This is a genomic window from Advenella kashmirensis W13003 (assembly GCF_000506985.1).
GTDB lineage: Bacteria > Pseudomonadota > Gammaproteobacteria > Burkholderiales > Burkholderiaceae_B > Advenella > Advenella kashmirensis_A.
Genome location: NZ_KI650983.1, coordinates 243,120 through 264,695 on the forward strand (window position 1 = coordinate 243,120; position 21,576 = coordinate 264,695).

Sequence of the window (21,576 nt, forward strand, 5' to 3'; positions counted from 1 at the left end):
CTGCGGCAAAATCTAGCAAATATTGGCGCCAATATTATTGTTAAAATAATTAACTATTCAAGGAATATCCCGTGAACATATCCCCGTCCCTGCGCTTGACTCCTGTGGTGGCCGCACTACTTCTCGCACTACCTGCAACCGCCCTGGCAAAACCCATTGTCGTCGCACAACCGGCGGATATCCGCTCGACCAATCCGGGAGTCAACCGCGATAACACAACAGATGGTGTCATTTTGAATGTCGTGGAAGGATTGGTGGGCTACAAGGCCAACGGTAGCGTAGGTCCTCTTCTGGCAAAAAAAATCGACATTTCACAGGACGGCCTGACTTACACATTCACATTGCGGGATAACGTCAAATTTCATAACGGGAAACCCATGACATCTGCCGACGTGCTATGGAGCTGGAACCGTTACATGGACCCCAAAACCGGCTGGCGCTGTCTTGGTGAATTCGATGGCCGCAATGGCCTGAAAGTGACCGAAGTCAGCGCGCCGGACGCGAAAACATTTGTGATGAAAACGGACAAGGCTTCGGCTGTATTCCTGGATACCCTGGCCCGTACCGACTGTGCCGGCGCCGCAGTCATACACCGCGATTCTGTCAAAGCGGACGGATCTTGGGACAAACCGATAGGCACGGGGCCTTACATGTTTGACTCGTGGAAAAGAAGCCAGTATGTCACGCTCAAAAAATTCGCCGGCTATGTCTCCCCTCCGGGCGAGAAAGCCGATGGCTATCTGGGTAAAAAAGTGCCTGTCAATGACGAAGTGAAATTTCTTGTTGTACCCGATCCATCCACAGCCAGGGCAGGCCTGCAATCGGGCGCCATCGATGCCTCCCAGATCACTTTCTCAGACTACCAGGAACTCAAGAACAATACCGATGTCGCCATCATTCTGCCTCAGGAAGCAAGCAAACACTCCCTGTTGATGCAAACACGTGATCCGGTATTGAAAAACAAAAAATTGCGCCAGGCCATTGCTGCTTCGCTGGATATCCCACAAATTGTCATGGCCGCGAGCGAAAACCTTGTCAAGGATGCAAACAATTCTGCTATCCCTGCGACATCGGCATTCTACGATGAAGTCCAGAAAAAAGGATATCATTACGATCCCGAGAAAGCCCGCAAATTACTGGCAGAATCGGGCTACAAAGGCGAGAAAATTGTAATCTACGCCAACAAGCGAGCCCATGTGCCAAGCTACCAGGTTGCAGTGATGGCCCAGGCCATGATGCAGGCGGCGGGCATCAACGCTCAAATCGAAGTACTGGAGTGGGCCACTCAGCTGGATCGATATAATCGCGGTAACTATCAGATGAGCTCATTCACCTATTCTGCACGCATGGATCCGTCTTTGAGCTACGAACAGTTTTCTGGCGATAAAGATAAACAATCGCGCAAGGTTTGGGATAATCCGGAAGCAGAAAAACTGATCAGCGCCAGCTTTGACGAATTCGACGATAAAAAACGCCAGCAGATTTTTGATCAGCTTCATGAAAAAATGCTTGATGACACCCCACTCATTATTCTATTTAACGGCGCTACCGCCTGGGGATATCGCAAGAATCTGAAAGGCTTCAGCGTATGGGAAGGCAAGCCGCTTATGTGGTAAAGGCATGGGCAGGTACCCTGCCCGACTCATTTCCCCCAAGGTTCTTTTCACTTGCAATTATTGCCCCGCCTCCAGAACCACAGGTTCCTCTGTGAGGCTATAGCGTGTAAATACGCTGTTTAAGGCCGGCAACGGGGCTGCATCCATCACCCCAAGCGCCGGCTCCATCGCGATCATGGCGACCGTTGCCGACAAATTGTCATGGCTGCCCGGTCTCGGCGGACGGCACACTGAATACGGGGTACCAAAATCGTCGAACAGTGCACGTTTTAAATCATTCAGATTCAGTTTTTCCTGTTCATTCAGCAGCCGGCGCACGCGCCAATCACGATAGGAACTCTCCGGAGTACTGGCGCGCCCCGTGTCCAGCAATTTGCAGAGTGCCACCGGATTGACCCAGTGATTGGCATGCACGATCAAATGATCCTCTCCTGGATAAATAGGAAACGATTCATTGGTTGTACATTCAAAATCAATACCGAATCCCTGTGCCATGCCAAGCATGATATTGTTTGAACAAGATTTGGGCGTTGTCGCCACTGCTTTGAGTGCGAGCGCGAAGTGTTGCTGCTCAAGTACCTTGCGCCGAATCAGCGATAAGGGCGTACCCATTTGCCCAAAATCCCGATCAGACTCCAGATAATTGGCTGTAATGGAAACACCGGCGCTATTGAGGCCACTGCGTGCAAGCCCACCCGCTTCCACAAAAGTCAGAATATCAGGCCCCTCATCGCTGCGAATACGCAGCACGATAGCGGTATCCACGCACTCGGCACGCCAATCCCAATTCTGGGCATGCAACAGATTGCCACTTTTTGACCGCTCCGGCAGGATCAGCGCGCCGGTGCATCCATCATCGGGCTCCAGCTCTACTGCCCGGTTCTTTTCAGCGCGGGCTCGTGCCAATACTTCGGTGCGGGCATTGATCATGACAACATCTTCGAACGGTACGTCCGCCCCTTCAGCGATCCCGCGCATTTCATCCAGATAGTGCGCCGCAAATTCCTCAATGGCCGGCACAAAGCTGTTGATCAACGCCAGCCTCTGGCTTTCGCTGAATCCCAGGTCAACCAAGGTCTGACCATACAGTTTCATACTGAGCCGCACGCGCTCCCTGGCCTGCTGCCCGTACTGAACACCGCGCTCGAATGGTCGACCAGCGACCGAAATAAAAGGAAACTGCTCAATGGTAGGCATCGTATCTATCCGTGAGAAAAGTGCTGCGTGGCGGCACCCATTCACAGACGCAAAGCAGCAATATATCAATTTAGAATATGGGCGCTATTATTGTAGAATATTTTGGCGCCAATTTAAGCATGGGTTTACCCTAGCCCGCCCCGGCGCTGGCATTATTTCAGCGTGGCATCAGGTTACTTTTTCACTGAGTACTTTCTTCATTCGATTGAAATCGCGACGGTACTTCCTGGCCAGTTGTGTCTTTTGTGTATCTGTCAAAATCTTGCCCGAGGCCTGGAAGAATTTCTTTTCTTCCTCGCGAAGATGATGATGCACTTTTTTGGACAACGCCTTGGCCTGCGCCAGCCAGCCCGGAGAATTGGACGGTTCCGATTGCAGGTCTTCCAGCATTTCCTCGATTTCGTGATGTTCTGCCAGCGCGTGTCGTGACGGAGAAAGGCCGTTGTCGTCCATCAGAATGGGCGCATACAGAAAGCGCTCTTCGGCCGCCGCATGGGCTTCCAGTTCTACGAACAGGTCCTTGAAAATATCGTCCCTGCTGCCCGTACCCGGTTTGGTACGAAGCAGCCTCTTACAGAGGCTGCGCTGCACGTCATGGCTCTCCCGCAAAGCATCATAAATCGTTTCCATTCAATTTTCCTTTTATGTTTTGGGCTTGTCCGCCACATTAGCATTAGCTGTTGCCCAAAGTGGCTTCCAGGGAACTGAGTAAGGGGTTTTAGTAACCGGCTATGGGCCGGGTACTGCTGTCACTATAGACGAAATAGCGACAGCGCTGCGTTGCAACGAGACAACCCGATAAGACGTTCAAATCGATTATGTTGTACTTTTTGGACATTTTTTATATTTTTCTATGCGAAGCGCTTGCATTACGGAGCCATTTAGAGCATAATTCTTTTCTTGCAGTTAGCAGCGCGCCCGTAGCTCAGTTGGATTAGAGTACTTGGCTACGAACCAAGGGGTCGTGGGTTCAAATCCTGCCGGGCGCGCCATTTTACTTAAGGTCTCCAAGCGGAGGCCTTTTGTTTTTGCACTATTGAATCGGGTTTGCACTATTGAAATGTGAAAAAATACTCGACTATAGCCCTTATCAAACTCTACGCCACTCCTTTCAGAGGGCCAACGCGCTCTGGTTTGCGCCGGTAAATCTTATTCGTAGTCCGAGCATCAGCATGCGATAACAGTGCTCTGGCATGCTCAAGTGTGATGGCATCGGAAGCACATTTTGCACGCATATCGTGCTCAGTGAATCGTTGGATCACCTTGGTTTCCGTTAGTACTCTTTCCATAAAGCGCTGCCACATACTGTCCCAGCCGTCGGTGTTGCCTGTTTCCTCGTCAATGTAGCCTCTTCCGTACTTATTGCAGAACAACATTGGAGACAATACCGGCCGCACGAACTTGGCCTGCTCAACAGCGGCTTTTAATTCCGGCGTCCATTCATAAATGGTTCGCTTGCCAGATGAGTTTTCAGTCTTGTGCCGTTGGATGTGTATGCCGTCGTCCTTAATATGCTCATTCAGCCGCAGGCGCAGCAAATCAGATCTGGCCATACCGGTCATTAATTTGATTCGCATATATGCCTGTATTGCCAACACGCTACCCTTTTTGCGTTGCGATGGCAGCGAGAGTGCTTCAATGATTTCCCAGTCCTCGATATAACGATCACGCGACAGCTCTCCTCGTAGCCTCACTTCACCCTTAAAAGGATGGCGATCCAAGTACCCCCACTCTACCGCTTTGGTAAATGCGTGGGATAGCACCTCAATTTCCCGATGTGCCGCAACCCGTCCGCCGGTGACTTTGCGTTTTTCCATACCAGTGATCTCATCTTTGACAACAGTCGTTTTCTTTTTGCTCCGAGCATCAACGTAGCGATAAACAAGCCGAGGCTTCATTCCGGTTATTGGTAATTTACCGAAGACACCACGCAACTGTCGTACCCAGATACGTTGTTGTTCGTGCGTACTGACTGCTTTTGTCGGGACCACCTCCAATAAATATCGGTCTAATAGATTGTCGATGGATCGCACTTCGATATTATGTTCTAATCTGGCCGCCCAGACTTTGTAGGCTTCCGACAAGGCAGTGCCGAGACGAAACATTTTCTTTCCGTCCCAAAGCGTTTCGAGTCCCGGCGGAACCTGATAATAGTACGCCCCATGATTCAAGCGCCATCTACTCGGCAACCCTCTATTTTCTGCATTTCGCTTGCGTCCCATTAGACGGCGTCCCAATCAGGTTCGATTTCCTTTTCATCAGAATTCATAACCCTATCGCCGGCACCAAAAGCAAAGTGAATATGGGCGCGCAACACCGCTACCGACCCATCTGGACGAACCCTGTGTTCAATTCCCATGAATCTTAATGCTCGCACTTGGGCGTCATGCCGAGTACGGTCAGTCAAGCTGATCAGCTCTGATGTCCTTAAAAATGTAGTTTCTGACATTTCAGTTCCCCAGTTCTCTCAGGTTGTCTCAATTATACGACTGGCGTCAGTGAGTACAATTAGAGCGTCTATCAACTCACAACAGAGGTACTCTCAAAAACTGATGAAAATTTATCGTCATGCAAATTGATCAGACGTATTTTGTTTGAAAGCATTTTTGAAAACCCTTTGACAAAAAAGGCCCTCAAAGATACTACACCCGACTGTTCCCTCTTCGGCATCGGGCATCTTGAACCTCCAGTTTCCCTTTGATTCATCCCAATTGCTCCCCTTAGGGCATCGCCTGGGTTCCGACAATCGTGTGCCGTTCGATACTTAATAATAGCAATTGCTAACCAATAATTCAATAGCATTTGCTATATATTTTGGATAGATTTTCAAAATAGTTTAGATACTTACAGGAGTAAATCCAGGTTTGCTTTGAATCGTAAGCTCGACCCAGTGCCGTTCTTGATGGTAGTTGCTGGCAATGCTAATCGTGATAGTAAATTGGAATGGCGTAGGGCTTACAGCGTCACGCTCCAAGGCAATAGCGCCTGCACGCTATATGGCATTAATTATTTTTTGATTCTCTAATTTTGAGCGCCTTTAAGCCTAGCAATGTCTCAATTTCGTGTTGATCAGCAGCATCCAAACGCAGATATTCCTGATAAGTTATTGAAGCAAATGGCCAAACATCGCCTGAGCGCTCGTCGAACCATCCAGGAGTTAATCCCAATTTCACCTCCATCGTACGTGCGGCTTTTTCTCCAAAATTTCTGTGTCCATTTAAAATCTGCGAAATATAGTTTGGATCTATCTTTTCGAATTTTCGACAGAAAGCAGCGATACTTTGTTTGCCTATAAGGTTTTTAAGTTTTGCGACACGTATTTTCTGGTCTTCAATCATGCTGTTGTTCTCGGTCGTAAATCGGTTTTAATAATTAACTTTTGCTATTGAATAATTGAATAGCATTTGATAGCATAAATATAGTAAATCTGGAGTTTTACCAAGCCTCAGGTCATCTACGTATCAGTCTTTCAAGCTAGCCAGCATCAATACTTTGCTAATTAACTACATAATCAGGCTATAAATCTTTCAAATCGTTCAAATTCCATCATTATCAAAACTCTGTCTGGTCATTGCCCACTTAGAACAACAAACACATTTCCTGCTTCGAACGGGAATCCCCTACTCGTACTCTTTAAACACCCTGACCGCAGGTCGAGCACGCCGCTATGTAAAGTCAATTTAACAAGAAATATCAGAGGATACACGAGCCTCGAATATCTCAATTCTGCAGTCATTTAAATAGCTTTTAGATACATTTGATGTAAATTGCAATAAGTTCTGTCGTGCTTATAATATCATTTCTATTTTAATGTTCATTAAATTGTGGATTTCTAAACAGCAAATGCCGTACTTTTTTTATTTCTGTAATACAAAATGCCGGGCGGTTCATACCCACCCTAGTTTTCGATATTCTAGTTACGTTCACAAACTCAACGGATAGGTGTTTTTGGGAATGCTGCCATCTGCCTCCTGTGAGCATTTCAAATGCATGCTAACCACTTAATAGGGAATATACCCTTAGTAACTACAAATGACTGAACAACAAATCCAAATTTTTGTCAGCCAGGACGGCGTCGCACAACTGGAAGTGGCTGTGGATCATGAGACGGCTTGGCTTAGCCTTGATCAGATGGCCGCATTATTTGATCGCGATAAATCAGTGATCTCACGTCATATCCGCAATGTGTTCAAAGAGGAAGAATTGGAACGGAAGTCAGTTGTTGCAAAAAATGCAACAACTGCGTCCGATGGCAAAACTTACCAAGTCGAACACTTCAATCTTGATGTCATTATTTCTGTAGGCTATCGAGTAAAGTCGTTGCGTGGCGTGCAATTTCGACAGTGGGCCACCCGCGTACTCAAGGAGCACCTGGTTCAGGGCTATAGCTTGAATCAGCACCGGCTAATCGAGCGCGGAATTGAGTTTGAGCAGGCAGTAGAATTGCTCAGTCGCACGCTCGCGAGCCAGGGAATGATTTCTGCCCAAGGTGAAGCTGTGGCCAGAGTTATCAGTGACTATGCTCGTTCCTGGAGTTTACTACAGGGCTACGACGAGCAAGCACTTGAGGAAATAGCTCAGAACCAGACTGACATGCGCCCGCTGTCTTTAAACGACGCTTTGGCGGCGATTGCCGAATTAAAGCAGACCTTGATCGACAAAGGCGAAGCAACTGAACTATTCGGACTGGTACGTGGCGATGGACTAGCATCAGCCCTGGCAACGATTGAACAAGGATTTGGCGAAGAGTTGTTTTATCCTAACGTGGCTAGCCGCGCTTCGCATCTGCTGTACTTTTTGATCAAGAACCATGCACTAGCTGATGGCAACAAGCGTTGCGGCTCGTTTTTGTTTCTTTGGTATCTACGTCGTAATCAAAATTTTCTAGCTCGACCCGTAGATCAATTAATCAATGACAATACTCTAGTAGCATTGGCGCTGTTGGTGGCCGAGAGCCAGTCGAGCCAGAAGACCTTAATGATCCGTCTGATTGAGCACTTTATACTATTAAAAAAAACTAGTGAAAATAACGGCAAGGCTCAATAGCAATGCACGCACTCTCTTTTTTCGTCCTCAATATAACATTGAAAAATTTCACCAAAAGAAAGGAGCGCTAATGCATCTTGTAATGCTTGACACCTGCGTGTGGCTTGACATTTCTTCAAAAAAAGCAGAGCTGCCGATGCTGACGGCATTGGAGCACCTCATCACAGATGGTGTCATTAAAATCTTACTACCAGATCTAGTGCGCACAGAGTATGAGCGGAACAAAGACAAAGTTGCAGAGGCCTCCCGTAAGCGACTGACTAGTGAGTGCAAACTCGTCAGAGGAGTAATCGAAGCCTTTGGTGGAAGGGGAAAGCAGGCCGCGCTGGACGCCATTGATGATGTAAACCATAAACTGCCTATACTGTCTGAAGCGAATTTTGCCTCTGCCAACCGAGTCATAGAACTATTCAGATCGGCGAGTGAAATTCCTATTTCAGATGCTGTGAAAATCAAAGCTGCCGAGCGAGCGATAGCCAAGTTGGCACCATTTCACAAGAATAAGAACAGCTTGGCTGATGCCATTCTAGTGGAAACCTTCCAAGAGTTCCGAAAAAGAAACCTTGAAGATTACGAAAGTTTTAGGTTCGTGACACACAACGTCAATGACTTTTCAGGAACAGATCATAGAGAACCACATCCAGATTTCTCAAATATCTTTGATGGGAAAAACTCTATCTTCTTCAATTCAACAGCCCAAGCTATAGCAGATCTCCTCGACTTAGAAGAGTTTCAAGATGAGCACGGGTTTGCTTGGGAAGATCAAACCAGAGGCCTCCAAGAGATATTATCGGAAATGGACGAGCTGGTGGACAAAGTCTGGTACAACCGCCACATGAATATGATGTACCACATTGAAAAAGGTGATATTGAAATCGTGCCAAAGGGAACTCAGAATTATGCAAATAACATCATCCATCGAGACATATTCGAGGGTGCACTGGCCTCTGCGCAACGAGTCAGAAGTAAGTACAAGGACACTGGCCCATGGAGCGACTTTGAATGGGGTATGATCAACGGAAAACTATCGGCCTTGAGATGGATCTTAGGTGATGAGTGGGATATGCTTGACACTTAAGGAAGAGCTCTTCGCTAAATCGAGTGAACAGCGCAATCGGGATTGCATAACAACTGTTATAACTCCCGGCAACTCGAGCCAGATAGCCTCCAAAGTGAGCAAGGCCGGTACTCTGTAAGCCACGTCTGACCTTAAGCTAGGATTGAGTTGACCTTAAAACTGCCGCTTTCGACCAATTGCCGAGATTTATCGTATATCTTTCGCTCTATTTTTGTAAGAGTCCGGGGAACACACATTGACACGGCCGCGTTAGCGGCCGTTGTCTTTTAGTGGATAGATTGAGGCGTCCAGTTATGAGGCAGCAATTCGCCGATCCGGCTGGCCGGTTGCGTCGGCAAGCGTGTCAGCACGTCTTTCAGGTACGCATAGGGATCATGGCCGTTAAGACGCGCCGATTGCACGAGCGTCATGATGGCAGCCGCGCGTTTGCCGGCACGTAAGGATCCTGTGAACAACCAATTGTTGCGTCCAATCGCAATCGGTCGAATCTGTTGTTCGATATGGTTGTTATCAATCGGCAATTGCCCATCGTCCAGGTAACGCGTCAGGGCCGTCCAGCGTTTCAGACTGTAGTCCAGTGCTTTGGCTGTGGCAGAACCATCGGGCACCCGCTGCCGTTGCGCGAGCATCCAGCCGTGCAATGCGTGGGCCAGAGGTTTGGCCTTCTCCTGGCGTAGACGCCGTCGATCGTCGCTTGTCAGCTCTTTAACCTGGCGCTCAACCTCGTAGAGCTGACCGATGTAGTGCAGCGCCTGCTCGGCCAGCTGGCTTTTATTAGAGGCGTGCAATTCGAAGAATTTGCGACGCGCATGCGCCATGCAACCGATCTCGGTCATGCCTCGCGTGAAGCAGGCCTTGTATCCTGAGTAATCGTCACAGATCAGACTGCCTTGCCAGTCGCCCAGGAAGCTGCGCGCATGCTCTCCAGCACGCCCTTCGGTAAAATCATAAACCACCGCCTTGAGCGGTTCGAAGACCCCAGGTGCATAGGCCCACAGATAGGCCCGATGCGTTTTTTTAGTGCCCGGTTTGAGCATCTGCACCGGTGTTTCATCGGCATGGACCACGCGGTGCGCGAGGATGACTTGGCGCAAGGCATCGGCCAGCGGTTGCAAGTGCACGCCGCAAGTACCCACCCAGTCGGCCAGCGTCGAGCGGGCCAGTTTCATACCGGCGCGTTCGAAGATGCTCTCTTGCCGATACAGCGGCAGGTGATCGGCATACTTGGCGACCAGCACATGGGCGAGCAGTCCCGTCGAGGGCAGGCCCTTGTCAATCACATGCGCGGCCACAGGAGCCTGGGTCAAGGTCTGGCACTGTTTGCAGACCCATTTTCCACGAACATGACGCTCAACCTGCAGGACACCAGGAATGAAGTCCAGCTTCTCGCTGACCTCCTCACCAATGCGCTGCAACTGGCAACCGCAATGGCATGTTGTGTACTCTGGTTCATGGCGGTATTCAATGCGGGGCAGATGATCAGGCATGGGTCTGCGCTTGGCCTGGCGCGTGGTCCGAGTAGCAAGCGGTACACCGGCCAGCAACTCAAGCTCAGTCTCGATCGCCCCGATGTCCTCGTCAACGGCTTCCTCAAGCAGAGTGCCTTGTACTCCAGACAGTTGTTCACCCTTCTTGCCGAAGCGGTAACGCTTCAGGGCAGCAATCTCGTGGGTGAGCTGTGCAATCCTGGTGTCTTTGAAGCGAATTTCATCTTGTTGGCCGGCGAGCATCTGTTCGCGGCGCACCAGAATCTCTTGGGTGGCCGCCATCTCCTGCGCAAGCTGTTGGTGTTCAGCGCGCAGCTTGTTTAGTTCAGCCTCACGCTCTCGAAACAATTGTTTCAAGGCGGCAGCATCCATTTGGTCGAGATCGGGTACGGGTGACGGCATTCGGATAGTGTGCCATAGCGGCACGCTGTGCGCCATGCGCACTTGCACCGATTGCGAATCGTTATTGAGGGCGCGCAAAGTAAAAGTGAGCCACCTCAATGAATTACAACAGATCAATCACCCCAGTGAGCCCTATCCGGTTCCATGGCAGGCCGATGACCAGTGCCTGCAGTTGCTGTGTGCTCAGTTGCTGATCGGCGGCACCTGATTGTGGCCAGGTAAAACTGCCCTGATGCAGTCGCCTGGCCGCCAGCCATACACCCATGCCGTCATGCACCAGTACCTTCAGACGGGTGCTGCGGCGATTGGCGAACACATAAGCATGGTGCGGTTGCACCGTCCCAAACACCTGAACCACCCGCGCCAGGGCCGTTTCGGTACCGGCGCGCATGTCCATCGGTTCGACCGCCAGCCAGATCTGATCGATCCGGATCATCTCATCACTTCGCGTAGCCAGGCGGCACACTGCTGGGTTTGCGATATCGGCCAGCGTACCGAGGCCTTGATGCCATTATGTTGCAACTCGATCCGGATGTCATCAGTCATCTGGGCTGGCACTTCGGGGGTCTTCGGTCGCGTAAGTTGCAGCGGTATGAATTGCGCTGCGACATCACGGTGCACAGCAGGCTCGAGCACAGCCTCATCGCTGCCGAAGCGCTCATGCGTCTGGACCCATTTGCGCAGCAGGTTTGGATGTAGATCGTGGGCGCGGGCCACCGCCGCGACGGAAACGCCACGCTGCTGACACTCAGCAACGATATCGGCCTTGGCCTGAGAACTGAACTGGCGTCGATGGCGTCTACCTTCTTGCGGGACAAGCTCATTAGTTTGCATTACTCCACCTACTGGGATAAATTACTCCACCAAGTATTTGGTAGAGCCATCATCCTCTATGATCGGTCGAGCGAATTCAAGATGATTTTGCCGGACGCATACCTATTTTTTGGCAAATAACCATCTCTAAAAGTAGAATTTTTCATGACCGATTTACGCCTTAGGGTCTTGTTAGACCCGCCTGACAATGCTGATCGCTCCTGGTTTCAACAGCGCGGGAGAAATTTTGAGAATGTGCTCCGGCACATGCTTTCACGAGAGAAAATGGAGCCTCGAACCAGTATGCGTCCCGATGGAGAGGAAATAGACGGATCATTTATGATCGGGGACAGCTCATTTTTATTAGAGGCCAAGTGGCACGCCAAACCGATTCCAGCCTCTGCGTTATATGCATTCAAAGGCAAGGTGGACGGCAAGCTTGTGGGCACCATCGGCACCTTCTTTTCCATGTCAGACTACAGCACTGAAGCAATTGACGCCCTACTCGCTGGCAAAGAATTAAACCTAATACTTTTCGGCCGAAATGACCTACTACTCATCGAGGACGAAAAGATCACCTTGCGCGAGGCGATGCGCGTGAAACTGCGATACGCGGCTAATTATGGGCAACCCTTCTTTGATTTGGAAACTCACCTAGCGGAGCAAGCAAAGCAAGACCAAATAACCACCATTTTAAAACCGCAGCAGGAATGGATCATCTTGGTTGAAGGTGAGGACGACGTTCGTACTATAGAAGAACTGCTGATGCGCTTTGAGATAGCAGCCAAGACCAGCATCTCTCCTGCTGGTGGTCAGCTCTCCGTAGCACCTCTCGCGCAGTATTTACAAAGAATTGGTAACAAAAATGTTGCTGCCATTGTCACCCCAATATCAGACTCTACGCTCCAACAAAAGCAGCTCCAAGAACTTGATCAAAGTGGCGTAGAGTTGATCATCTTGCGTGAACCATTGGAGGATTGGCTTGGTAACTATGTTTCCTTCGACTATTACAACGCGACCGTGTCGCTGTCCAATAGGGGTGGAAAGATGGCAAGACGGTACGCACGACACGCCGATTTAGATAAGCTGCTTACAGAAAACCAGTCCTTCTCTCTGCTCATGAATAAATTGGAAGCCCGACAGAAAAGCTAGAGAATACAGATACAGGACCGCGTCGGGTAGTTTTCTAAGCACTAACTTAACTCAATTGCACGTAAGATTCAGAATGAGTCAGTACAACTGATCCCATTAGATTAAATCTGCTAGATTAATATCGTCATCCACCCAACTCGGCTTATAGTTAACATCAATAACACGACCATTTCTTTTTACCAACTTTTGCTCGTGGCTTTTAGACGGCATTCTCTCTTTTACTTTTCCGCAAAAATTTTTTTTACGATCTAAAGCGGTCATTATTTCACCATCCAAGTTCCCTCCAGGTTTGTCATTATCATCGGGTGTCAGAGAAGTCGATCGCATACGTATTTTAAGAAACGAAATCAATGCCGTTTTACTTACGCTAATATCATTGATGGCTAAAAACTCTAAGATCTGAGGAACACTATAGCCAGCATTTTTTAGTTTGATAATCTCTGCCCGGAGCGGCTCCAAAATGGACACATTTTTTCGAGGAGGATGATTTTGCATAAATTCCGCTGCCGATGTTTTCACCATAAAAGCACCATCAAAATTCTAGTTTCAAAATAGTCTAGTTCTATTAATATCCATTTACTCACTACTATAAAATCAATAAAGAAATACTTAAAATATAGATCTCCATATGTTTGTACTATATATCTACTAAGTTTGTTTTACAACAACACTCGACCACCAACCGAAGTAAGCACCATACAATAACTATATGCAGGATAGGGAACTTGCGTAAAATGCAACTTGCTTCGCAGTTTTTGCGTACGCAAGACTTCTCCCACAGCGTGGTTAGCTCAGAGCTACATTTGACATGATCTCCCCTTTTAAGACGTGCAGTTCATGAAAATACTGATGATGGGTACACTCAATGGATGCGAAACTCTGGACAAAATGGAGGAAGATGAGTATCGGCGCAATACCAAAACCTTGGCATTCAACCGAGGGGGACCACACTTAGATTAATGCATGTTGCAACGACAATCACTAAAACTAGTACACCCTAGCTAAAGCTAAGCATTCAAAATCTTTCTCATCGACTCCCCGATTTCACCACCACAATAAGTATCGCCAAATTCTTTACGCGCGCTAGCCGCCAGTTCCACGAGCGCAGGGAGATCGGATATCCGTCTTGAGAGCGCGAAGGTCATCGGAGCGGATTTCTCCAGTAGCTTCTCGATGTGTGGAAAGTGATCCCCCAGGGTCGACCAAAGCGTCGCTGTCACAATGTCGGCGATCCCCGGCACTTCGCCGCCGAGCAGGTAACCCGTCTCGCACTTCAATCCATGGCGTCGGCCAGTTTCCTCCCACAGCGCCATCCACTTCATTAGGCGGGGGGTAAAGTCTTTCCAGCGCTTTTCCGTCCACATTTCTCGGCCACCATCAAGAGTAAGTTCGTCGATGACGTCGTTGGCATCGTTGACGGTTTTCATAGTCATGGCGCGCAGGGCTAGCGTCGTTGGCATTATGTCGAGCGTCTCCCCAAGATACAGCACGATGGCTGGCATCTCCGCGATGGCAAAGTCATTTTTGTTGTCTATCAAAAATGGTGGCCCCATGAACGGAACTGGCATGTCCTTGACGGGGCCACTCATGAGATTAACTATCGTCGCATCATCGGCCTCGATCCAAGTCTTTCCAGTATATGCCAGTATGGCGCGCACAAATTGACCGCGAAACGGCGCCGACCAGTAATAGAAAGAATAGTCAGACATTGAAATTAGCCTCCACAAGATACGCTTCGCGGTTCACCCGCGGGCGCCAGATGACGATGCCTACAGCATAACGGAGCGGCACACAACGAAACGTAGAAACCTGTAAACACGAAGGTCGTGGCTTTTTCGCCAATAACGTTGCCTCCGACGCCGTTCCCGACCTTCAATATCTCACCCGCCGCAGCGCAACCAATAACGTCTTGCAGAGCGCTGCAAGCGGTTCTTTTTCGGTCGAGCAGATCTCCTTCTTCCACGTTGAGGGCTTCCATATTAATCAGTAGTTTGTTGTTAGCCCCGATCAGGTCTGCTGCTTTTAAAAGATTCAAAACCGGCAGATCACCTGGCTGATTATAGGTCGCTGCATTCATATAATTTCGCCTCTGATTTATCGAAATAGAGTGACAGTAGAACTCCGCCACGCAACTTCGCTCACAGCCTTATTTCTTGCCGTTATTGGCCTTGATATCATCCAGCGCAAACACGAAGACTGAATGACCGGAATCAACCACATTCTTCAATTCAGGACTCAGGATCGCAGCAGGCGGCGTTTGAGCATTGGGGCCGGTTACCACGGCAATGTACTGCTTGCCGTCAACGCTATACGTCATCGGGAAACCGCCAATCGATGTATTCAGACGAATAGACCACAGCTTGTCGCCGTTGTTCTGGTCATAGGCCGCGAATTCACGCATGCTGTCGCCGGTGAACACAATGCCACCACCTGTCGTCAGCACACCTGAACTGAAAATCGGTTTCTGCTTTTTAACCCACAGGAATTTGCCGGTTTTAACGTCAACGGCATACACGCGGCCAACGCTGTCTTCACCCGGTGCAAATGAGACAGCACCTGATGCCTGGGCGCCCACGGATTCACCGGTACGCAGCTCGATCGGCTTGGGCGTGAGCTCTTTACAAGACGAGCTGACAGGCACGTACAGCGCATTCGTCAGCGGGCTATAGGCAGCAGTCATCCACAGTTTACCCAAATCACGACCACCACATACCTTGACGGTTTCGTCAATGGATTTGGCTTTCAGATCAGTATTGGTGATGACTTTGCCGTCTTCCGTGAAGCCTTTGATCACGTTCTGGTAAACGGTATCGCGAGCCCACAACAGCTTGCCGGTATCACGATCCAGCACAAAGGCTGTGCCGTATTTACCTGGAACGGATGCAATCACATCGTACTTCTTGCCGGGTTCGACATCCTTGCTCATGTAAGCCACTTCGCCTTTGGATGGTGCGATCTGGCTTTCTACCAGAACACGCTCGAACGGGCTATCCAGATCCCAGTCGTCATTGGGCATATGCTGATAATGCCATTTGACCTTGCCGGTTTCAGCATCAATGGCCAGTGTGGAACTGGTGTACAGCGCATCGCCATCGCCGCTGCCGCGCAGAATGGATGGATACGGAATCGGCATCCCGACGCCCCAGTACAGCATTTTGCGTTTTGGATCGTATGAACCGGTAATCCAGGGAGAGCCGCCCCAGCGGTTTTCCTTGGCCAGGCCGCCCCAGCTGTCGTCCACGGCCGGATCGCCAATGGTATTCAAACGCCACAGCTCTTTGCCGGTTTCAGCATCATGAGCAGTGATGTAGCAACCACCTGCCGTGCCGGTAATACTGCAACCGGATGTACCCGTGAAGACTTTGCCGTCCACAACCAGCGGGCCTGCGGTAAAGCTGTAGCCTTTCTCCCAGTCATTGACCTGCACTTCCCACAATTTCTTGCCTGTTTTGGCTTCAAGCGCAACCAGCTTGGAATCAGGCGTCGTCAGATAGACCTTGTCCTCATACAGCGCCAGTGAATTACGCTGGCGATTGGCCTGCGCATCATGATAGCCACCGGTGAATTTTGGCAGCGGCTGTGTGTATTCCCAGATCAGGTCGCCAGTCGTGGCGTCCAGCGCCTGTACATGACTGCGGTTCATGCCCAGAAACATGATCCCGTCGTGAACCAGCGGCGCCGTTTCCTGCAAGCCGCCAACAGGCATGGACCATGCCCAGGCCAGATCCAGCTGCTTCACGTTTTTCTTGTTGACCTGATCCAGCGGGCTATAGCCCTGATTGTCGATCGTGCGGCGCCAGCTTGGCCAGTCACCATCGGCCGGTTTCAGAATCTGTTCATTCGATATCGGTTTGTAGTTTTCAATCTTTACTTGCGCCTGGGCCGCGCAGGCAAACATCACAGCGGCAGATACAGCCAGAAGGCTATGGATTTTCATTTTGTGTCCTATTCTTCAATATTCATTGCGGTGGGCGATCACTGCGACGGATCACCCCATCGGGTCAGTTGTGCGGATCAGCGCGCAGCCTTGGCCTGCTCGACAGAAACGCCACCGAATTTATTGCCCCAACTGTTGCGTACATAGGTGGCCACTGCTGCAACCTGCTCATCATTAAACTGACCGCCCAATGCAGGCATACTGTTCAATCCGTGAATAATCGTGCTCAGCAACGCAGGTCCGTTGGCCAGGCGATCAAATCCTTCCAGCTTGGTACCGAAAGCGCCCTGGCCTTCTGCACCATGACACGCGGCACATGTGCTGGCGAACACTTTTGCCCCTGCCGCCATCAACTCAGGAGTGGCTTCGACTTTCTCTCCCGCTTCCTGCGGATGCTCGGCCGTACCCAGTACAGAAACCATCACGCCTACATCGGCAAAACCCTGCCCATTCATATCGCCCGGTTTTTTGTCACCATCGAAGCGATAAAGGGGCAGCCCGCCGTAACTGACCTGCGAAACACCTTTGTCATTTTTTTCCGCTTTCAGCAGGCCCGGCAAAATATCTTTACCCAGCGGACGGCTCTCGGAGACGACCGGGTCCCAATGTTTCATACAGGCGTCGTCACACGCCGCTTTTTTCTCATCCGTGGCCAGGGTGTACAGCGTACGTCCTTCAGCGTCAACAAGAAAGGGAGTCATGGCGCCACTGGTGCCTTTTGCAATCAACGTCGCGGAATTGGGTTGCGAACTCTTTTGCGCAGCGTCCGAATCAGTTGTAGCGGTATTGGCATGCGCAAGTCCGGCGATCCCGAATGTAGCCGCGCACGCAACTGAACGGGCAGTGTGTGTCAGTTTAAATTTCATTGCTTTTCTAACCCCTATGGTGAGTTCCGTTAATTAAATTTTCCATCATGGTATTGCCTTAACGTACTGAGCGAAATGTAAACTGGTTTACAGTTCTTAGTAAAATCATATATAGCGATTTCTGTTTATTCTTAGATGATATCGGCTCGGATTTACGGTATACAGAGCCTTCATTTGAATATTGGGACGCAAAAATACCCTAATTTGCTCCTATTGACTCGCCCCTGAGTTATAAGAGCGAATCCATATGACTATTGTGAAATCACTTATCACTGCCCACTTTCGTCTTCAACGATTTGGCCATGTCGAGATGAGACTCCAGCGATGGCAGGGTTTTTTTGGCAAACGTCTTGACGTCAACGTCTTCACTCGTTTCAGAAGCGTCCTTGAACATATTGACCGCCTCCTCATGAGCCGTGACGGCCATCCGGTCCACGTATTGCTTGTCAAACTCCTCTGACTCCTCGCCCAGCGCCTTCAGTTCAGCCTGCTGAGCTGAGGAGGGGCCGGCGGGCAATTCAACGCCTTTATTGGTGGCAAGTGCATTCAATTCATCATTGACTTTTGTATGGTCAGTCACCATGTGCTCTGCGAAAGTCTTCACATCGGCTGAGCTAGCTTTTTGCTTGGCAAGCTTGCCTGCTTCAACTTCGGCGTGGCCGGCCTCTGCCGCTTTTTTCAAAAATGCTTCGTCCGCACTAGCCAATTCGTTCTCATGAGGTCGCGCCGCTGTGTCGGCCGTGCTATCTTTCGCGGTATTTGAGGTCTGGGCCGATGCGCTCACGGGAAAAACTGAAAGAGCGGAAAGTAAAACCAGATATTTCAACGAAAATTTCAGCATATCAATCTCCAACAAAAAGTGATGATTGCCACCAACGGCATAGCACCATGTGGTGTTAGACGGGATTTTTTAGCCAACAAATCCAAAATCACCAAACCATACTATCAATTGGGAGAGATGTATGAATAGCGGTTGTTACGTCTGCTTAATAAGCTTGCGCGATTGAAATGTCTTCTAAAATAGTCCAATAAACGCAGATTTTCGCATTTTGCGACCACGTTGACTGAAAATATGGGGAGTACATCATTCCGTTAGGAAAATGGAAAGCGCATCATTACGCATTGTTACAGACGGATTTCTCCTCCGAAACCTCCTCCCTTAGTGAAATACTGTGACTATTCGATATGAGCCAATGAGGGCGCTAGCTGCTAATTGGCTAATTTAATAGAAGCGGGGTCAATGCCAGCTTCTATTAAAATGCAATTAAATCTCTCCTCCTGTGTCCTAGAGTCGGTTTTCCTGTCCATCATAGGTAACCGCAATCCTGAAATAAGTTCTTTTTTCAGCGAAAGAGGTTCAGCGTCTTCCAGATCTCCATCAGCATTGAGTAATTCTGGTGACTCGCCAAACCTCGAATACATGATATTCATATTCCGATCCTCCAAATTTGATGTAACGTTTGCCAGCTTTTGTCCATTTATATGGATAAAAAATTGCGTGTAAAAATACTGCGTCAATGCATCTGTTGTTGAATATAGTTGCATTAACACAGCATTCTAGTCTCGCGTTTCTGTTAATTGATATCTCGTTCGACTACAGCCACGTACCGACGGCGAGTACTAATCGCACCGAAATGTCCTAATACAGAAGAGATAATCGCAGCGATTAGTAAAGAAACGAACGACCAGATGGTTGTCTTCGCTGCCGCATCTTTCGCTTTTTCAGCCTTCTCTAGAGCCAATTTTTTGGCCTCTTCAAATTTGGATTTTGCTTCCTCGATCTTTTTATCGAGATTATTAAGCCCTTCCTGAAACGATTTAACTGCTTCATCGCGAGTTCGAAGGGCTTCGTCAGCTGCTTGGTCCGCCTCCGGTTTACTCATCCCATTCACATTCATAAATGCCATTGAAAGCTTTTCTTTGTCAATTTTCTGGCTGAGTTTTTCACCACGGCTTTTCACCTTATCCATCAACACTTTCGTAATCGAATCAATGTCGTCTGGATTAGCAACTGCCTTTTTGCCAGCCTCGGCAACATCAGCTCTTACCGCCTTCATCTGGTTCTCTAAGTATCGAGGTTGTAACTCAGGGATTCCGCTTTCGACGAGTACATTTTTTACGTCATTGGGAGTGTCTTGTGCTTCTGCACCCAAGTCGATATTCAGCCCTTCGAATGAGTCCTTTACTAATGATCCAGCGCCCGACGCTCCTTTGCCTACTGTTGATACTGTTCCCGAAATAACGCTTCCTGTAGCAGAAGCTACGGATCCTACGGCGCTTGTTACGGTGCTAACAGTCGAACTAATTAACATCCCACTTAAAACTAAGGCTACAAGCACAGACATTGCCCAGGAGAGGAAACCGTGGATGCACCCTTCAGTTGTGGTCAACCGTCCGGATATATATCCTCCCGCGGCAAAGCTAATTATTACGGACAATGCTGCGAATATCAGAGCGCCCGTCCCCATACCATCAGCAATATCAGTATGAGCTATGTCTATGGAGCTTAGCCCTAGACCAGCTCCAAGTATGGATAGCAAAGCGGAAATAGCGAGAGTAGCGACCATGCCACCAAATATACTTCCCCAAGAGGCCCTATGGTATGTTCTGTCAATTTCAGTTTCTATCATGGTATCTCCTTAACCGTAATAAGTGAAAAAGCAAATTTACACCGCGCTCCCGTGACGAGCGTCCACAGATTTTCAGAAGCGTTATAGACTGATTTAAAATGTATCGACTCTCCCCTTGAATCAGTTAATTCATACTACGCTAATCTCTCGATAAAATTTCACCTAGATGTTACAAATTACCTCCTATAAGCATCTCATTTATTTAGACGCCCACCCATTTATTTCTGTCAACGCTTAAGAAAGGATGGTGTGCAGTTTATAGATTGCTGGCTTGAGCTCAATGACTAATGCACGAACGATAACGAATGCTTTTCGGGACTTCACTCAATTTTTCTGTTTCATTTCCGTTACGAATTTTAAAGAATTCATTTCATATTTCCACATATATCCTTTAAGATAATTCTGTACACAGCCAAAGCTCCACCTCCGGGAAGTGTACAGCCCCCATGGGTTGCCCGAAGGGAGCAATCGATGGGGGCTTTATATATATATGGAAATTGAAAATTAGAAGCTTTCCCGTACCAGAGGCGCTCATTTCTATGGCTCACTGCGTACTAGGCCTACGAGGAAATAACACGGCTCGCCCACTATGGACTGGAACGATCGTGTCTATTCATGTTTCTATACCCAGGAAAAAAATCGCGGCATTGTGCTTAGTTCATTAATGACAATGTTCTCTCTATTCGGCAGTCAATGCAAGGACTCGTCTATGCGAAAACCTAAAATCAGTGTTACGGAAGCAACGATAGTCATCACTGGCGCTACAAGCGGATTTGGAAGAGGAGTGGCTCTTGAACTTGCTCGGCTGGGGGCCAATGTTGTTCTGGCTGCCCGTCGCACGGCGGCGCTTGAAGGACTGAAAAATGAGATCATTGCTGGCGGCGGGAAAGCGATGGTGGTCACTACTGATGTCAGTAGACCTGAAGATGTGGCGACTCTGGCGAGGGCTTCAATAGAACGTTTCGATCATATCGACGTGTGGATCAACAATGTCGGAATCGGTGCACTGGGATTATTCTGGGATATACCCATTGAAGACCACGCGCGCGTGGTTGATGTTAATTTGAAAGGTCTCATATATGGGGCGCACGAAGCGCTACGTCAATTTCGAATCCAAGGATTTGGGACTCTTATTAATATGGGTTCTATAGATAGCGAAGTCCCTCTTGCCTATCAAGCTTCCTATGCTGCGTCGAAGGCGGCGGTGCTCAGCTTAAGTCGATCCTTGAACGTCGAGCTTAAGCTTTCGGGAAATGTACTAGCTCAGACATGATCTGACAGTTACCCGCTTGTAATGCAGTGTCTGTCAGATTAGATTTGGTTCACATTCTTCGATTCCCAAACCGCCTTAC

21 protein-coding genes and 1 tRNA gene are annotated in these 21,576 nt (G+C 48.9%); 6 read left to right on the plus strand and 16 right to left on the minus strand.

The window, feature by feature from the left end; genetic code table 11:
* Positions 1-71 precede the first annotated feature (71 nt).
* Positions 72-1,616, plus strand: coding sequence for an ABC transporter substrate-binding protein (locus tag W822_RS45005; RefSeq protein ID WP_051401874.1), 1,545 nt, complete (start codon positions 72-74; stop codon positions 1,614-1,616).
* Between the two features lie 57 nt (positions 1,617-1,673).
* On the opposite strand, the gene W822_RS45010 is transcribed toward W822_RS45005, so the two are convergent.
* Complete coding sequence (locus tag W822_RS45010; RefSeq protein WP_024007406.1) at positions 1,674-2,813, minus strand: C45 family autoproteolytic acyltransferase/hydrolase; 1,140 nt, start codon at positions 2,811-2,813, stop codon at positions 1,674-1,676.
* Between the two features lie 168 nt (positions 2,814-2,981).
* Positions 2,982-3,443: a hemerythrin domain-containing protein gene (locus W822_RS45015; protein ID WP_024007407.1), complete on the minus strand. Its 462-nt coding sequence runs from the start codon at positions 3,441-3,443 to the stop codon at positions 2,982-2,984.
* Positions 3,444-3,727: 284 nt separating this feature from the next.
* Here W822_RS45015 and W822_RS45020 point away from each other — a divergent pair.
* Positions 3,728-3,805 (plus strand) — tRNA-Arg (locus W822_RS45020).
* A 105-nt stretch (positions 3,806-3,910) separates the two neighbouring features.
* On the opposite strand, the gene W822_RS45025 is transcribed toward W822_RS45020, so the two are convergent.
* The 3 genes from W822_RS45025 to W822_RS46030 all read right to left on the minus strand — a co-directional run bounded on the left by W822_RS45025 (position 3,911) and on the right by W822_RS46030 (position 6,151).
* Positions 3,911-4,918, minus strand: a complete 1,008-nt coding sequence (locus W822_RS45025; RefSeq protein ID WP_253272356.1) for a site-specific integrase — start codon at positions 4,916-4,918, stop codon at positions 3,911-3,913.
* Between the two features lie 116 nt (positions 4,919-5,034).
* Complete coding sequence (locus W822_RS45030; protein ID WP_024007409.1) at positions 5,035-5,262, minus strand: DUF4224 domain-containing protein; 228 nt, start codon at positions 5,260-5,262, stop codon at positions 5,035-5,037.
* Between the two features lie 553 nt (positions 5,263-5,815).
* A complete protein-coding gene (locus W822_RS46030; protein ID WP_051401875.1) occupies positions 5,816-6,151 on the minus strand; it encodes a hypothetical protein in 336 nt (111 codons plus the stop codon).
* A gap of 694 nt (positions 6,152-6,845) precedes the next feature.
* On the opposite strand from W822_RS46030, the gene rhuM reads away from it, so the two are divergent.
* Together rhuM and W822_RS45040 are read left to right on the plus strand one after the other, a co-directional pair.
* Positions 6,846-7,859, plus strand: a complete 1,014-nt coding sequence (rhuM, locus tag W822_RS45035; RefSeq protein WP_024007411.1) for a virulence RhuM family protein/type II toxin-antitoxin system death-on-curing family toxin — start codon at positions 6,846-6,848, stop codon at positions 7,857-7,859.
* 70 nt (positions 7,860-7,929) lie between these two features.
* Entirely contained in the window at positions 7,930-8,937 is a 1,008-nt protein-coding gene (locus tag W822_RS45040) for a PIN domain-containing protein (protein ID WP_024007412.1), read from the plus strand.
* Between the two features lie 266 nt (positions 8,938-9,203).
* Here W822_RS45040 and tnpC read toward each other — a convergent pair whose 3' ends face one another.
* The 3 genes from tnpC to tnpA form a co-directional block, all read right to left on the minus strand.
* Positions 9,204-10,706: an IS66 family transposase gene (gene tnpC, locus W822_RS45045; RefSeq protein ID WP_437177163.1), complete on the minus strand. Its 1,503-nt coding sequence runs from the start codon at positions 10,704-10,706 to the stop codon at positions 9,204-9,206.
* A 223-nt stretch (positions 10,707-10,929) separates the two neighbouring features.
* Positions 10,930-11,262 (minus strand): IS66 family insertion sequence element accessory protein TnpB, encoded by a 333-nt coding sequence (gene tnpB, locus W822_RS45050; RefSeq protein ID WP_024007414.1) that lies wholly within the window; start codon positions 11,260-11,262, stop codon positions 10,930-10,932.
* On the minus strand, positions 11,259-11,660 hold the full coding sequence (tnpA, locus tag W822_RS45055; RefSeq protein WP_024007415.1) for an IS66-like element accessory protein TnpA: 402 nt from the start codon (positions 11,658-11,660) through the stop codon (positions 11,259-11,261). The genes tnpB and tnpA overlap by 4 nt, the downstream gene beginning before the upstream one ends.
* Before the next feature lie 144 nt (positions 11,661-11,804).
* Here tnpA and W822_RS45060 point away from each other — a divergent pair, with 144 nt between their 5' ends.
* A complete protein-coding gene (locus W822_RS45060) occupies positions 11,805-12,791 on the plus strand; it encodes a restriction endonuclease (protein ID WP_024007416.1) in 987 nt (328 codons plus the stop codon).
* Positions 12,792-12,887: 96 nt separating this feature from the next.
* Here W822_RS45060 and W822_RS45065 read toward each other — a convergent pair whose 3' ends face one another.
* The 8 genes from W822_RS45065 to W822_RS45100 all read right to left on the minus strand — a co-directional run bounded on the left by W822_RS45065 (position 12,888) and on the right by W822_RS45100 (position 20,224).
* Positions 12,888-13,313 (minus strand): hypothetical protein, encoded by a 426-nt coding sequence (locus tag W822_RS45065; protein ID WP_024007417.1) that lies wholly within the window; start codon positions 13,311-13,313, stop codon positions 12,888-12,890.
* 485 nt (positions 13,314-13,798) lie between these two features.
* A complete protein-coding gene (locus W822_RS45070; RefSeq protein ID WP_024007418.1) occupies positions 13,799-14,500 on the minus strand; it encodes a glutathione S-transferase in 702 nt (233 codons plus the stop codon).
* A gap of 5 nt (positions 14,501-14,505) precedes the next feature.
* The gene (locus tag W822_RS45075) at positions 14,506-14,868 is read right to left on the minus strand and encodes a hypothetical protein (protein WP_024007419.1); all 363 of its coding nucleotides are present in this window, start codon (positions 14,866-14,868) and stop codon (positions 14,506-14,508) included.
* Positions 14,869-14,937: 69 nt separating this feature from the next.
* Positions 14,938-16,728: a pyrroloquinoline quinone-dependent dehydrogenase gene (locus W822_RS45080; RefSeq protein ID WP_024007420.1), complete on the minus strand. Its 1,791-nt coding sequence runs from the start codon at positions 16,726-16,728 to the stop codon at positions 14,938-14,940.
* Positions 16,729-16,805: 77 nt separating this feature from the next.
* On the minus strand, positions 16,806-17,594 hold the full coding sequence (locus W822_RS46035) for a c-type cytochrome (protein ID WP_024007421.1): 789 nt from the start codon (positions 17,592-17,594) through the stop codon (positions 16,806-16,808).
* 262 nt (positions 17,595-17,856) lie between these two features.
* Positions 17,857-18,435, minus strand: coding sequence for a DUF4142 domain-containing protein (locus W822_RS45095; protein ID WP_034281074.1), 579 nt, complete (start codon positions 18,433-18,435; stop codon positions 17,857-17,859).
* A 368-nt stretch (positions 18,436-18,803) separates the two neighbouring features.
* On the minus strand, positions 18,804-19,025 hold the full coding sequence (locus W822_RS0124225) for a hypothetical protein (protein WP_024007423.1): 222 nt from the start codon (positions 19,023-19,025) through the stop codon (positions 18,804-18,806).
* A 143-nt stretch (positions 19,026-19,168) separates the two neighbouring features.
* Positions 19,169-20,224, minus strand: coding sequence for a cytidylyltransferase family protein (locus tag W822_RS45100; protein WP_024007424.1), 1,056 nt, complete (start codon positions 20,222-20,224; stop codon positions 19,169-19,171).
* A gap of 589 nt (positions 20,225-20,813) precedes the next feature.
* Between W822_RS45100 and W822_RS45105 the strand changes: the two genes are divergently transcribed.
* Positions 20,814-21,497, plus strand: coding sequence for an SDR family NAD(P)-dependent oxidoreductase (locus W822_RS45105; protein WP_216593326.1), 684 nt, complete (start codon positions 20,814-20,816; stop codon positions 21,495-21,497).
* Positions 21,498-21,576 lie beyond the last annotated feature (79 nt).